The following is a 12,288-nucleotide window of genomic DNA, read 5'->3' on the forward strand; positions in this document are numbered from 1 at the left end:
GCTGAGAGCAAATCGAGAAAAGTTGATATTTTTTGTCAAAGATAGCGAAAAAACGCCTGAATATTGTGGTTTCAGGCGAATAATGCAACAGAGTGTCAGTGTAGATCACCACAAAATATTTGCGTGATAAAAAGCTATTTGGCGGGAATTATTTCCCTGCTGCGGGTAGTGATATTTTTGAAAAATAACACCCTCAGAAATTCCAGTCCTCATCTTCTGTTTCGACCGCTTTTCCCATCACATATGAAGAGCCTGAACCGGAAAAGAAATCGTGATTTTCATCGGCATTCGGCGAAAGCGCGGCGAGGATTGCCGGATTCACTTCCGCCATTCCTGCGGGAAATAGTGGTTCGTAGCCCAGATTCATCAACGCCTTATTGGCGTTGTAACAGAGAAACGCTGTCACATCGTCAGCCCACGGGGTTTCGGCGTACAGCTCATCGGTGTATTGCAACTCGTTGTCATAGAGTTCCAGCAACAAATCGAAGGCGAAACTCTTCAATTCTTCACGTCGTGCCTGGGAGATCTTTTCCAGGTTTTTCTGATATTTATAGCCGATGTAGTAACCGTGGACTGCTTCATCCCGGATAATCAGACGGATCAGGTCTGCGGTATTGGTTAGCTTTCCGCGGCTGGAAAAATACATCGGCAGCCAGAAACCGGAATAGAACAAAAAAGATTCAAGAAACACACTGGCGATTTTCTTTTTCAGCGGATCATCACCGCGATAATGTTGCTGAATAATCTGTGCTTTTCGCTGCAACGGCGCGTTTTCTTCACTCCAGGCGTAGGCGGCATCGACATCTTTGGTCTGGCACAGCGTCGAGAAAATTGAACTGTAAGAGCGGGCATGAACCGCTTCCATAAAGCTGATATTTGATAATATCGCCTCTTCATGGGGGGTGAGTGCATCGGGCATCAGCGAGGGCGCGCCGATAACATTTTGCAGCGTGTCGAGCAGCGTCAGGCCAGTAAAAACGCGCATTGTTAGTTGTTGTTCTACGACACTTAATGTCTGCCATGCAGGAATATCGTTCGACAGTGGCACCTTTTCTGGTAGCCAGAAATTGCTGGTCAGGCGATTCCACACCTCCAGATCTTTATCGTCAGATATCTTGTTCCAGTTGATGGCGCTGATACGTGAGAGTTTCATAGATATTCCTTAAAGTGCACAGGAGACGCAGCCTTCAATTTCAGTGCCTTCCAGCGCCATCTGACGCAGGCGAATGTAATAGAGCGTTTTGATACCCTTGCGCCAGGCGTAAATCTGCGCTTTGTTGATATCGCGAGTGGTGGCGGTATCGGGGAAAAACAGCGTCAGCGACAGCCCCTGATCGACATGGCGAGTCGCTTCCGCGTAGGTGTCGATGATCTTTTCTGCGCCGATTTCGTAAGCGTCCTGATACAGCGCCAGATTTTCGTTAGTCATAAACGGGGCAGGGTAGTAAACGCGTCCTGTTTTGCCCTCTTTGCGTATCTCTACTTTCGCCACAATCGGATGAATACTCGACGTAGCATAGTTGATATAAGAGATAGAACCGGTTGGCGGCACCGCCTGAAGATTCTGGTTGTAAATGCCGTAGCGCATCACGTCGTCGCGCAGCTGCGCCCACATCTCACGGGTAGGTAACGTAATACCGCTACGGGTAAACAGTTCGCCAACTTTCGCAGTTTTCGGCTGCCAGTTCCCTTGCAGATATTGGCTGAAATATTCACCACTGGCATAGCGTGACTGTTTGAACCCGGCGAAGGTTTCACCGCGTTCGCGCGCCAGCAACATCGAGGTACGCAGTGCGTGCCAGGTGATGGTATAGAAATAGAGATTGGTGAAATCCAGTGCTTCCGGCGAACCATAAGCGATGCCTTCTCGCGCCAGATAGCCGTGTAAATTCATCTGCCCCAGTCCGATGGCGTGTGAGGCGGCATTTCCGGCTTCGATGGACGGCACGCTGCGGATATGACTCATATCTGACACCGCCGTTAAACCGCGCACGGCAGTCTCTACCGTGCGGGCAAAGTCGGGGGAATCCATGGTGTGGGCAATATTCAACGAACCTAAATTGCAGGAAATATCATGGCCTGTGCGGGCATAGTCGAGATTCTCGTCATACTCTGAGGCGCTGTTAACCTGCAAAATTTCTGAGCAGAGATTGCTCATATTTATGCGCCCGGCGATAGGGTTAGCACGGTTTACCGTGTCTTCATACATGATGTAGGGATAGCCGGACTCAAACTGGATTTCTGCCAGTCGCTGGAAGAAATCACGGGCGTTGATGTATTTTTTGCGGATGCGTTCATCGGTAACCAGTTCGGCATAGTGTTCACTGATGGCGATATCAGCAAACGGCTTGCCATAAACCCGCTCAACGTCATAAGGCGAAAACAGTGCCATCTGCGCATTCTCTTTTGCCAGATGGAAAGTGATATCCGGGATCACCACGCCCAGCGACAGTGTTTTAATGCGGATTTTCTCGTCGGCATTTTCCCGCTTTGTATCGAGAAAACGCAGAATATCGGGATGATGGGCATGTAAATAGACTGCGCCAGCACCCTGACGCGCGCCGAGCTGGTTGGCATAAGAAAATGCGTCTTCCAGCATTTTCATCACCGGAATCACGCCAGAAGATTGATTTTCAATACGTTTAATTGGCGCGCCCGCTTCCCGCAGATTCGACAGCAAAAATGCTACGCCGCCGCCGCGTTTCGACAGTTGTAGTGCGGAATTCACTGCCCGGCCAATCGACTCCATATTGTCTTCAATACGCAGCAGAAAACAGGAAACCAGTTCGCCGCGCTGCTGCTTACCGCAGTTGAGGAATGTTGGCGTGGCTGGCTGAAAGCGTCCTGACAGCATCTCATCAGTGAGCTGCGTCGCCAGTGTTTCATCGCCTTGTGCCAGCGTCAGCGCCACCATCGTGACGCGATCGGCAAAATCTTCCAGATAACGCTTACCGTCGAATGTCTTCAACGTATAGCTGGTGTAAAACTTCCATGCTCCGAGGAATGTCTGGAAACGAAAACCGCTGGCGTGCGCGTGGGCAAACAGCGTAATGACAAAATCGCGAGAGTAGCGATTAAGGACGCTTTCATCATAGTAACCTTCGTTAACCAGCCAGTTCAGGCGCTGCTGCTGGCTACTGAAGGCCACACTGTTCGGACGCACATGCGTCGTCATAAAGGCGTCTACTGCCTGGCGATCTTTATCGAACTGAATGCGACCTGCGCTATCGTAAAGGTTAAGCATCGCATTCAGAGCGTGATAATCCATCGTTTCCTGCGTCAGGCGTTCTGCGGTTGTCGTTGCCAAAATTCGGTTACTCCTTTACGAACGTTTTCGATATCGCTTTGCGTACCCATGAGTTCAAAGCGGTACAGCCACGGCACGCCGCATTTCCGGGCAATCACATCTCCGGCGCGGCCATATGCCTCACCAAAGTTGCGATTACCCGAAGCAATAACGCCGCGCAGCAACGCCCGGTTATGCTCGTCGTTTAAAAAGCGAATGACCTGTCGTGGCACCGCGCCAGCCGTACCGCCGCCGCCGTAAGAGGGCACGATCAGGATGTAAGGCTCGTCTACCTGAATCCGTTCCCGCTCATTGAGCGGGATGCGCACCGCGGGCAGCCCTAAACGTTCGATAAAACGCTGCGTATTTTCGGAGCTGCTGGAAAAGTAGACGAGCTGGCTCATGCACTGGCCGCGTGTGGCGCTGGATGCAGACGATTGATCATGTCCGGGCGGAAACCAGACCAGCTAAGATCGCCTGCAATCACAACCGGCAACTGACGAAAGCCCTGAGCACGCAGCGCTTCTGCCGCTTCAGGAACGCGATCGACATTAATCATTTCAAAATCAAAGCCCCGGTTTTCCATCGCCCGTTTAGTGGCGTGGCACTGAACGCAATCGTTACGAGTGTAAATAGTAATGCGCATGATTCGTATTTCCGTTTAAAATGAAGATACGGCGCGATGATACGCGTCGGGTTGTATCTCTGTTGATACAGAGATACTAGATGTAGTTGAAAAAAGATTCAACCACACAAGATATGGGAATTTTAGATTGATTACGCCACCGATGAATGGCTCAACGGGGTAGGGGATTTTGTGTTTTTTGCCGGGCAAATACCCGGCATCAAGAAGTTACATCCGCATGGAAACGGCCAGACGGTTAAAACAATTCATCAGCCCGATGGCAAACGTTAAGTCGCTGATCTCTGCTGCGCTGAAATGCTCAAGCAAAGGCTGATAAACCTCGTCTTCCGCATGGGTTCTGGCAATTTCGGTTACCGATTCCGCCCATGCCAGCGCCGCCCGCTCGCGTTCATCAAAATGATGGCTTACGCGCCAACCTGCCAGGGCGTCCAGTTTGTGCTGTGGCACGCCGGATTTGCGCAATGCTTTGCTGTGCATCTCCAGACAAAATGCGCAGCCGTTGATTTGCGAGACGCGCAAATAAACTAACTCCATCAACGTGGTATCCAGCGTGCTATTTTCCAGTGCCGTTTTGGCCTGCACTAGTGCGTTATACACTGCCGGGCTAAGTTCGTAGTAAGGCTGACGTAATGTAGTCATACAGTTTCTCCTCTTATTAACGCCCGCAATGTAGCACTATAATGGACTGCTAAAGAGAGCCATAAATTACCTAAAAAAGCAGACCATATGCCGCGCTATCAGGATATCGCCCGTCAGTTAAAAACGGCTATTGAGCAAGGGGAACTGAAACCCGGCGCAAGGCTGCCTTCAAGTCGTACCTGGTCGCAGGAGCTGGGGGTGTCTCGATCCACTGTCGAAAATGCGTATGCTGAGCTGGTGGCGCAAGGATGGCTGATCAGGCGGGGACAGGCTGGCACATTTGTCAGTGAGCGGATATATCCGCAACAATCTACTGTACAAGTTGTAGATTTTGCCGGTGAAAGTCAGCAACCGTTGCCATTTCAAATGGGATTACCCGCACTCGATCTCTTTCCGCGAGAGCTGTGGGCGCGGGTGATGGGGCGTCGCCTTCGTACCCAGACGCGCTTTGATTTGGCGTTAGGCGATGTTTGCGGTGAGGTGGCGTTGCGCGAGGCAATAGTTGATTACTTACGCATTTCACGTGGGATTGATTGTCAGCCAGAGCAGGTCTTTATCACTCACGGTTATGCGGCCTCAATAGCTTTAATTCTGCACGCGCTGGCGAAACCGGGAAACGGGATGTGGATAGAAGATCCCGGCTTTCCACTGATTCGCCCGATTGTCACTCGCCATGATGTGGAAATTTTGCCTGTGCCGGTTGATGACAATGGACTGGATATCACAAGCGGAATACAAAATTATCCTGATGCGCGTTTTGCCCTGATAACACCAGCACACCAAAGTCCGCTGGGTGTGGCGCTCTCTTTAGCGCGCAGGCATCAGATACTGGAATGGGCAGATCGTAGTCAGGCATGGATTATTGAAGATGATTATGACAGTGAGTTTCGCTATCACGGTAAGCCGTTACCGGCGTTAAAAAGTCTCGACGCACCGCAGCGGGTAATTTATGCCGGAACATTCAGCAAAGCGCTATTTCCTGCATTGCGCTGTGCGTGGCTGGTGGTGCCGGTGAAGCAAATTGCACAATTCCGCCACCAGGCGTCACTGGCTCCATGTGCGGTACCTGTTCTATGGCAGAACACACTGGCAGACTTTCTTCGCGAGGGGCATTTCTGGCGGCATCTGAAGAAAATGCGTCAGCATTATGCTCAACGTCGGCAATGGATTGAGCAAGCGTTGACGCAGCAAGGATTTCAGGTTGTGCCGCAGAAAGGTGGTATCCAGATGGTGATCAGAATGATAGGCGATGATATTGCCCATGCGCGTAAAGCCAATGCTGCAGGCCTTGCGGTGCAGGCACTTAGCGACTGGCGTATCCGTTCAAGTGGGGAAGGTGGATTACTGCTTTCGTTTACTAATATTGTTAACGAAGGTATGGCGCGACAGGTAGCACAACAATTACGTAAAGCCTTAAGCTAAAAAACCCCGAAGCCAGGCTTCGGGGTCAAAGACGCGTATTTATTATCATTTTTGCACTACGATTTGCGCATGCTTAACAGTGCGCCGATAAAAATACCCACCGCTGCCGCTGTACCCACACTACACCAGGGTCTTTCACGAACAAAAGAATCCGCGCAGCCAACGGCATCGCGCGCGGCTTGCTGGACGCGAGTACGACCATGCATCCGCGCCCTGGTTTCTTTCAGTAGAGCCTGCGCTTTACTACGAGCGGCTTCGGCTTCCCCTTTGGCGTCGCTGCCCCAGGACTTCAATACAGATTCGAGACTGTCAGCTAATTGATTGACATCATTCTGGATATCCTGCACGCCATCATCAACGTCGTTGCGGTTCGGTCGGTTAAACATATGATCCCCCATTAGAATTCGATGTAATTTTCAGTGTAGACCATAATTTTCTTAACTGAGGTTCATCGCGGCTTTATGGACTTTTCTGAAAGCGTTGTGAATGCGCAATCAGGTAAGGTAGGCCCGCGGTTGATAATAACGAGGATCAAATATGTATTTACGACCAGACGAGGTGGCGCGCGTACTTGAAAAAGTCGGTTTTACTGTCGATGTGGTAACCCAGAAAGCGTATGGTTACCGCCGTGGGGAAAATTATGTCTATGTTAATCGCGAAGCGCGAATGGGACGTACCGCCCTGGTGATTCATCCAACATTAAAAGAACGTAGTTCAACACTGGCTGAACCCGCTTCCGATATTAAAACTTGCGATCATTACCAGCAATTTCCGCTCTATTTAGCGGGTGAACGTCATGAGCATTACGGTATCCCGCATGGCTTTAGTTCGCGTGTTGCGCTTGAACGTTATTTGAATGGTTTATTTGGCGAAGCCAGTTAAAGACGCGACTGGCGATGCCAGTCGCGAAAAGAAGGGTCAGGCTTTTACCTGCTGGTAACGGCTGACTTTAAACAGTCGGCGGCAATAATCGAGGAAGTAGCCATAAACCGCCCCCATCAACATCGAAACAACGATGTTTGAACTGACTGCCGCCATAATCTGATGCCAGTCTGCGCCCACCACTAACAAGATCGCCACATACACCGGTGACTGGAACGTCACATAAGCCAGGATATCCGCCAGATTTTTTATCCAGCCCGACGGGCTAACTTTGCGTGCCGCGCGCATAAACAGATCGCGGTACATACCGTATGGCCATGCAATTAAGATGTTCACCGGAATCGCTACTAATCTGGAATAAAAAGACTGTTCGAAGCTCATTCCGGAGAGGAAAACTTCAATACACATGTTCACGACAGAACAGTAAACAACCATCGCGAACGTATCTGCAACTGCATGACGCAAGCGTGACTGCGGTGAGAACATGCTAATGCTCCTTAATAAAAGCGTAATGGGATGTTAATGGAGATGAAAGCAGCGGATCTCATTGCCATCTGCATTTTCGCATAGCGTATATCGCTGGCTATGACTAATCAATTAGTGAAAAATTTTTATTTAATCTGTTTTTGTAGATAAAATATTCCGTAACGGCGCGTTTTTTGTACATTGTGGATTTTTACATGCCGGTATGATTTATTTTTAATTAAATCAATTGGATATGTGTTTACCTTTATTTTCACTCATGAAGGTTTGGGGGGGAGGTAACGCTATAAGCGTAGAGAATTCGGTGTATGTAGTGACCGGGTCATTTTCAGCATTTTTTATGCCAGATAATGTACATTGACAGCAGAAAGCACCAGTGAGTGATGTTTTCTTTTATTCTGTTGAGTTGCATTTTTATTCACTTTGGTTTTGTCAGGCTTGCGGAATTATCGAGCAGAGAGCGCCGCTCTGTTCACCAATAACCGAAATTACTCATCAAAATGGCTAATATATAATCTTGAAATTATTCTGAGAGTTTCAGAAAATAACAGCTGAAATAATCTCGTGCAGGACTGTAAATAGATTAAATTTTGTGGAAATATAATAAGTGATCGCTTACACTACGCGACGAAATACTTTTTTGTTTTGGGTTAAAAGGTTTTCTTTATTATGTCCGTAATGTTACAAAGTTTAAATAACATTCGCACCCTCCGTGCGATGGCTCGCGAATTCTCCATTGACGTTCTTGAAGAAATGCTCGAAAAATTCAGGGTTGTCACTAAAGAAAGACGTGAAGAAGAAGAACAACAGCAGCGTGAACTGGCAGAGCGCCAGGAAAAAATTAGCACCTGGCTGGAGCTGATGAAAGCTGACGGAATTAACCCGGAAGAGTTATTGGGTAATAGCTCTGCTGCGGCACCACGCGCTGGTAAAAAACGCCAGCCGCGTCCGGCGAAATATAAATTCATCGATGTTAACGGTGAAACTAAAACCTGGACCGGTCAGGGCCGTACACCGAAGCCAATCGCTCAGGCGCTGGCAGAAGGTAAATCTCTCGACGATTTCCTGATCTAATTACTGAGGCCGGATGCCGCTGCTATGGCGCGTCCGGCGTCGCTTCTCAAGCTCGTTGGTTCCACGGCATCTTATCTAACAATCTTGCCATTCCACAAAAACCACTAATTCCTGCAAACAGTAACCCAGCACCAACAAAGCCGCTTAATAAGAAGAAAACGCTATTTACGGTATAACCCAGTACAACGCCGATTAATATTAAACCACCCGCGGCGATCTGCACCTGGCGCATTAACGGCAAGGGTTGGGATTTATTTACCGCTACTGGCAATCCTGCTTTTTTCCAGCCATCAATCCCATCTTCGAGTAAAAAGATTTCTGCGGGGGCGGCAATCGCTGCTAATTTATCGGCGTTATTACTGGTGCGTTTACCTGCCTGGCAGTGGAATATAATTTGCTCGCGACGTAATTTAGGCGGAAGACCTGACTGTTCCAGTACGGATAATGGAGCCAGATCTGCTTCAGGAATATGTTCACGAAGATATTCATCAGCATCACGAATATCGATTAACTTTGCGCCGCGTGCGATTAATTCTTGTGCATCATGCGGCGAAATGGTTGTCAAAGCCATAGTGACTCCTTACAGACAATAGACATTTTTCAGGGTGGCGATAATGGCATTTACCGCCTCATTTTTAATGGAATATAGAATGCGTTGGGCATCCCGTTGGCTGTCGATAAGCCCTTCGCCCCGCATACGAGCGAGATGCTGTGATGTCGCAGAGGCACTCAGTCCGGTAATGCGCGTCAGCTCTCCCGCGCTGGTGCCGGGGGAACCGCTAAGCATACACAGAATCAGCAATCGTTTAGGGTGGCTCATTGATTTCAATAAGGCCGCTGCCTGTTCGGCACTGGCCTGTAATTGTGCGAGTTCAGTCATAGTTATTTAAGTATTATCTAAATTAAGTAAACTCTAAACTAAGTGTGCAACATATACCAGCATCAGCAGCGTAAATGAGAGTAAAAGCGTACGCTGAAACTGGCAGGCTCCGCTAAAATTACTACGCTTAAGAGATAAAATCTCTTTTTAAACAATGAGTAATTTTCTTATAGGGAGTACATATGGGTTTCTGGAGAATCGTCATCACCATCATTCTGCCGCCGCTCGGCGTGCTGCTCGGTAAAGGGTTCGGTTGGGCGTTCATTATTAATATTCTGCTGACACTGCTTGGGTATATCCCCGGTTTGATTCACGCGTTCTGGGTGCAAACCCGCGATTAAACCTGTGCTCATCCCCGCGGCGTTAACGCGCCGCGTTCCTCTGCTACACTTTCTGAGTGTTTCCGTTAACGAATGAGGTAGCTATGGGTCTGTTCAATTTTGTGAAAGATGCCGGAGAAAAACTCTGGGACGCGGTTACAGGTCAGCACGATAAAGACGATCAGGCGAAGAAGGTGCAGGAGCATCTGAACAAAACCGGTATACCTGATGCCGATAAAGTGAACATTCAAATTGCCGACGGCAAAGCGACGGTCACTGGTGACGGCTTAAGTCAGGAGGCGAAGGAGAAAATCCTTGTTGCGGTGGGGAATATTTCCGGTATTGCCAGTGTCGATGATCAGGTGAAAACGGCGACACCAGCCACTGCCAGCCAGTTTTATACCGTTAAGTCTGGCGACACTCTGAGTGCCATTTCCAAACAGGTCTACGGTAACGCTAATCTGTACAATAAAATCTTCGAAGCGAATAAACCGATGCTAAAAAGCCCGGATAAAATTTACCCGGGGCAAGTGTTGCGTATTCCTGAAGAGTAGTTAATTGCCAGCCATCGCCTGCTGGATAATGGGAATTGGCGTCAGTAAATGCTGGCGCATTAACTCACTGGCGCGCGCGGTATCTCGCGCCAGTACCGCCGCAGTCAGGGTCTGGTGCTGATCGTGTTTATCTTCCAGCATTTCCACCGAAAGCACTGTTCGCCGCAGCCAGATAAATCGATAACGCGCTGCCAGATCAAACAACCGTTCACGCATTTGCAGCAAATAGTAAGAACCACAGCCCGCCACAATTGCAGTATGAAACGCCTGATGACGCAGATCCCACTCATCAAGCATTTTCTCACTGGCGTCACAGGCCTCAAGCTTACTGAGCAGATGCGCTTTTGCGAGAACGTCTGCCTCCCATTCATCGCCACCGCGGGCAATCGCCAGACTCACCAGCATCGCTTCCATATTGGCGCGGGCGTCGAAAATATCGAGCAGCTCCTGCTCTGACATAGACGCCACCCGATACCCTTTTTGATTCACCACCGTGACCAGTCGTTCTGCCACCAGTTGCGAAAGCGCTTCCCGCAACGGTCCGACGCCAAGTGCATAACGCGATGTCAGCAAACTCATCCGTAATTTTTCATCCGGCTGAAAATTGCCGCGAATAATATCGTTCTTCAGCCAGCGATAGCCATCCAGAGAGGTAATGGTCATGGTGTGACTCCTGAGCATTATCAGCGCGTATTATGAATGGGTGTTTTTTGCCACATTATCAGCTTTTTCCAGCGAGCCATAATTGGCACGGTACAGATAATCCCAATCGCTAATAAGCCGGTGGAGATCACTTCTAACTGTTGCGCCGGGCGGAATAGCATCACTACCAACACAAAGGTAATAAAGCCGATGACCAGCCAGGTGAGCCACGGATAAAGCCACATCCGCAGGCGAATTTCGCTTCCTTCTGCTCGCAGAATTTTGCGCATCCGCAATTGTGAAACGGCGATGACTAAATAAACCAGCAGGGCGATAGCGCCGGAGCTGTCGATCAGAAATTTAAACACCTTCGCAGGCGCGTAATAGTTCACCACCACCGTTAAGAATGCCGCGCCGGTGGAGAGTAACACCGCCACGTACGGGGTTTTACTGCGGTTGATTTTACCCATTACCGCGGGAGCATCACCGCGACGGCTTAAGGAGTAGAGCATCCTGGAAGCGGTATACAGCGCCGAGTTCAGGCAGCTGGTTACGGAAAGTAATATCACGCAGTCCATGATTAATTTCGCATGAGGAATATTGAGCAATTCCAGAACCGAGCGATAAGAACCAACGGCTTTCAGCCCTGGCATATTCCACGGGATTAATGCCACAACGACAAAAATAGAACACAAATAGAAAATAGAGATACGCCAGATAACCGAGTTGGTGGCGCGGACAATATGTTTTTCCGGCGTGTCGGATTCCGCGGCGGCAATGGTGACAATTTCTGCGCCCATAAACGAGAACATGGTGATCAACATCGCGCTTAATACCGCACCGAAGCCGTTGGGCATAAAGCCGCCGCTATCCCACAATCTTGAAATACCGCTCACGTCGGCATACGGGTAAAAACCGCTAATTGCGACGGCACCAAGGAAAATAAAGGCCAGGATAGCGATGACTTTACACAGCGCCAGCCAGAACTCAAATTCGCCGTAGTTTTTAACGCTTAATAAATTACTGCCGGTTAAGGCGAGGGTAATGACGAGGGAAAATAACCAGATGGGAATGCCTGGAACCCACGAGTGCAGGATCATGGCGGCGATGTTGGCTTCAAGTGGGATAACCAGTACCCAAAACCACCAGTACAACCAGCCGATGGTATAGCCCGCCCAGCGGCCAATGGCTTTATCGGCATAGGTGGAAAATGAACCGGTATCGGGCGTGGCAACCGCCATTTCCGCCAACATCCGCATAATCATAACCACCAGTAATCCGGCGAACAGATAGGCCAGTAATACCGCCGGGCCCGCTTCGGCGATGGCGACGCTGGAACCGACAAACAGACTTGCGCCGATAACACCGGCAATAGACAACATGGTGACGTGGCGTGACTTCAGCCCGCCGCCTAACTCATGTGGTTGCGATGATTGCCCCATCCTGAATCCTCTCGAAAG

The 12,288-nt window shown here is 49.5% G+C and carries 16 protein-coding genes; 5 read left to right on the forward strand and 11 right to left on the reverse strand.

Annotation, left to right across the window (positions count from 1 at the left end; translation table 11 throughout):
* Window positions 1-193: 193 nt before the first annotated feature.
* From nrdF to HBM92_RS06015, 5 genes are all read right to left on the reverse strand, one after another.
* A complete protein-coding gene (gene nrdF, locus HBM92_RS05995; RefSeq protein WP_000777928.1) occupies window positions 194-1,153 on the reverse strand; it encodes a class 1b ribonucleoside-diphosphate reductase subunit beta in 960 nt (319 codons plus the stop codon).
* A gap of 9 nt (window positions 1,154-1,162) precedes the next feature.
* A complete protein-coding gene (gene nrdE / locus HBM92_RS06000) occupies window positions 1,163-3,307 on the reverse strand; it encodes a class 1b ribonucleoside-diphosphate reductase subunit alpha (protein ID WP_000246575.1) in 2,145 nt (714 codons plus the stop codon).
* Window positions 3,280-3,690, reverse strand: a complete 411-nt coding sequence (nrdI, locus tag HBM92_RS06005; RefSeq protein WP_000080947.1) for a class Ib ribonucleoside-diphosphate reductase assembly flavoprotein NrdI — start codon at window positions 3,688-3,690, stop codon at window positions 3,280-3,282. The genes nrdE and nrdI overlap by 28 nt, the downstream gene beginning before the upstream one ends.
* On the reverse strand, window positions 3,687-3,932 hold the full coding sequence (gene nrdH, locus HBM92_RS06010) for a glutaredoxin-like protein NrdH (protein ID WP_001223227.1): 246 nt from the start codon (window positions 3,930-3,932) through the stop codon (window positions 3,687-3,689). The genes nrdI and nrdH overlap by 4 nt, the downstream gene beginning before the upstream one ends.
* 207 nt (window positions 3,933-4,139) lie before the next feature.
* Complete coding sequence (locus tag HBM92_RS06015; protein WP_000209797.1) at window positions 4,140-4,571, reverse strand: carboxymuconolactone decarboxylase family protein; 432 nt, start codon at window positions 4,569-4,571, stop codon at window positions 4,140-4,142.
* Window positions 4,572-4,658: 87 nt separating this feature from the next.
* Here HBM92_RS06015 and HBM92_RS06020 point away from each other — a divergent pair, with 87 nt between their 5' ends.
* Window positions 4,659-5,993 (forward strand): PLP-dependent aminotransferase family protein, encoded by a 1,335-nt coding sequence (locus HBM92_RS06020; protein WP_001138438.1) that lies wholly within the window; start codon window positions 4,659-4,661, stop codon window positions 5,991-5,993.
* 56 nt (window positions 5,994-6,049) lie between these two features.
* Here the strand turns inward: HBM92_RS06020 and HBM92_RS06025 are convergent, their stop codons facing one another.
* The gene (locus HBM92_RS06025; RefSeq protein WP_001295174.1) at window positions 6,050-6,379 is read right to left on the reverse strand and encodes a DUF883 domain-containing protein; all 330 of its coding nucleotides are present in this window, start codon (window positions 6,377-6,379) and stop codon (window positions 6,050-6,052) included.
* A gap of 151 nt (window positions 6,380-6,530) precedes the next feature.
* Between HBM92_RS06025 and HBM92_RS06030 the strand changes: the two genes are divergently transcribed.
* Complete coding sequence (locus tag HBM92_RS06030) at window positions 6,531-6,875, forward strand: DUF2002 family protein (protein ID WP_000281320.1); 345 nt, start codon at window positions 6,531-6,533, stop codon at window positions 6,873-6,875.
* Window positions 6,876-6,911: 36 nt separating this feature from the next.
* On the opposite strand, the gene alaE is transcribed toward HBM92_RS06030, so the two are convergent.
* A complete protein-coding gene (gene alaE / locus HBM92_RS06035; RefSeq protein WP_000492656.1) occupies window positions 6,912-7,361 on the reverse strand; it encodes an L-alanine exporter AlaE in 450 nt (149 codons plus the stop codon).
* A gap of 666 nt (window positions 7,362-8,027) precedes the next feature.
* On the opposite strand from alaE, the gene stpA reads away from it, so the two are divergent.
* Window positions 8,028-8,432 (forward strand): DNA-binding protein StpA, encoded by a 405-nt coding sequence (gene stpA, locus HBM92_RS06040; protein WP_000115381.1) that lies wholly within the window; start codon window positions 8,028-8,030, stop codon window positions 8,430-8,432.
* A 46-nt stretch (window positions 8,433-8,478) separates the two neighbouring features.
* On the opposite strand, the gene ygaP is transcribed toward stpA, so the two are convergent.
* Both ygaP and HBM92_RS06050 read right to left on the reverse strand, forming a co-directional pair.
* Window positions 8,479-9,003: a thiosulfate sulfurtransferase YgaP gene (ygaP, locus tag HBM92_RS06045; RefSeq protein WP_001229462.1), complete on the reverse strand. Its 525-nt coding sequence runs from the start codon at window positions 9,001-9,003 to the stop codon at window positions 8,479-8,481.
* Between the two features lie 9 nt (window positions 9,004-9,012).
* Window positions 9,013-9,312: an ArsR/SmtB family transcription factor gene (locus HBM92_RS06050; protein WP_000137289.1), complete on the reverse strand. Its 300-nt coding sequence runs from the start codon at window positions 9,310-9,312 to the stop codon at window positions 9,013-9,015.
* A gap of 182 nt (window positions 9,313-9,494) precedes the next feature.
* Here HBM92_RS06050 and HBM92_RS06055 point away from each other — a divergent pair, with 182 nt between their 5' ends.
* A complete protein-coding gene (locus tag HBM92_RS06055; protein WP_000508177.1) occupies window positions 9,495-9,653 on the forward strand; it encodes a YqaE/Pmp3 family membrane protein in 159 nt (52 codons plus the stop codon).
* An 83-nt stretch (window positions 9,654-9,736) separates the two neighbouring features.
* Window positions 9,737-10,186, forward strand: coding sequence for a potassium binding protein Kbp (gene kbp, locus HBM92_RS06060; protein WP_000522415.1), 450 nt, complete (start codon window positions 9,737-9,739; stop codon window positions 10,184-10,186).
* Here kbp and csiR read toward each other — a convergent pair whose 3' ends face one another.
* Together csiR and gabP are read right to left on the reverse strand one after the other, a co-directional pair.
* The gene (gene csiR / locus HBM92_RS06065; protein ID WP_000156817.1) at window positions 10,187-10,849 is read right to left on the reverse strand and encodes a DNA-binding transcriptional regulator CsiR; all 663 of its coding nucleotides are present in this window, start codon (window positions 10,847-10,849) and stop codon (window positions 10,187-10,189) included. It lies immediately after the preceding gene.
* Window positions 10,850-10,869: 20 nt separating this feature from the next.
* Window positions 10,870-12,270 (reverse strand): GABA permease, encoded by a 1,401-nt coding sequence (gene gabP, locus HBM92_RS06070; RefSeq protein WP_001305253.1) that lies wholly within the window; start codon window positions 12,268-12,270, stop codon window positions 10,870-10,872.
* Window positions 12,271-12,288: the final 18 nt, after the last annotated feature.

The organism is Escherichia sp. E.sYA108, from assembly GCF_011754335.1.
In the GTDB taxonomy this organism is placed as follows: Bacteria; Pseudomonadota; Gammaproteobacteria; order Enterobacterales; family Enterobacteriaceae; genus Escherichia; species Escherichia coli.

Coding starts and splice junctions, on each gene's coding strand:
- alaE (WP_000492656.1), bottom strand. CDS start 7,361: ATGTTCTCACCGCAGTCACGCTTGCGTCATGCAGTTGCAGATACGTTC.
- HBM92_RS06015 (WP_000209797.1), bottom strand. CDS start 4,571: ATGACTACATTACGTCAGCCTTACTACGAACTTAGCCCGGCAGTGTAT.
- HBM92_RS06025 (WP_001295174.1), bottom strand. CDS start 6,379: ATGTTTAACCGACCGAACCGCAACGACGTTGATGATGGCGTGCAGGAT.
- HBM92_RS06030 (WP_000281320.1), top strand. CDS start 6,531: ATGTATTTACGACCAGACGAGGTGGCGCGCGTACTTGAAAAAGTCGGT.
- ygaP (WP_001229462.1), bottom strand. CDS start 9,003: ATGGCTTTGACAACCATTTCGCCGCATGATGCACAAGAATTAATCGCA.
- stpA (WP_000115381.1), top strand. CDS start 8,028: ATGTCCGTAATGTTACAAAGTTTAAATAACATTCGCACCCTCCGTGCG.
- csiR (WP_000156817.1), bottom strand. CDS start 10,849: ATGACCATTACCTCTCTGGATGGCTATCGCTGGCTGAAGAACGATATT.
- nrdF (WP_000777928.1), bottom strand. CDS start 1,153: ATGAAACTCTCACGTATCAGCGCCATCAACTGGAACAAGATATCTGAC.
- HBM92_RS06050 (WP_000137289.1), bottom strand. CDS start 9,312: ATGACTGAACTCGCACAATTACAGGCCAGTGCCGAACAGGCAGCGGCC.
- gabP (WP_001305253.1), bottom strand. CDS start 12,270: ATGGGGCAATCATCGCAACCACATGAGTTAGGCGGCGGGCTGAAGTCA.
- HBM92_RS06020 (WP_001138438.1), top strand. CDS start 4,659: ATGCCGCGCTATCAGGATATCGCCCGTCAGTTAAAAACGGCTATTGAG.
- nrdI (WP_000080947.1), bottom strand. CDS start 3,690: ATGAGCCAGCTCGTCTACTTTTCCAGCAGCTCCGAAAATACGCAGCGT.
- kbp (WP_000522415.1), top strand. CDS start 9,737: ATGGGTCTGTTCAATTTTGTGAAAGATGCCGGAGAAAAACTCTGGGAC.
- nrdH (WP_001223227.1), bottom strand. CDS start 3,932: ATGCGCATTACTATTTACACTCGTAACGATTGCGTTCAGTGCCACGCC.
- HBM92_RS06055 (WP_000508177.1), top strand. CDS start 9,495: ATGGGTTTCTGGAGAATCGTCATCACCATCATTCTGCCGCCGCTCGGC.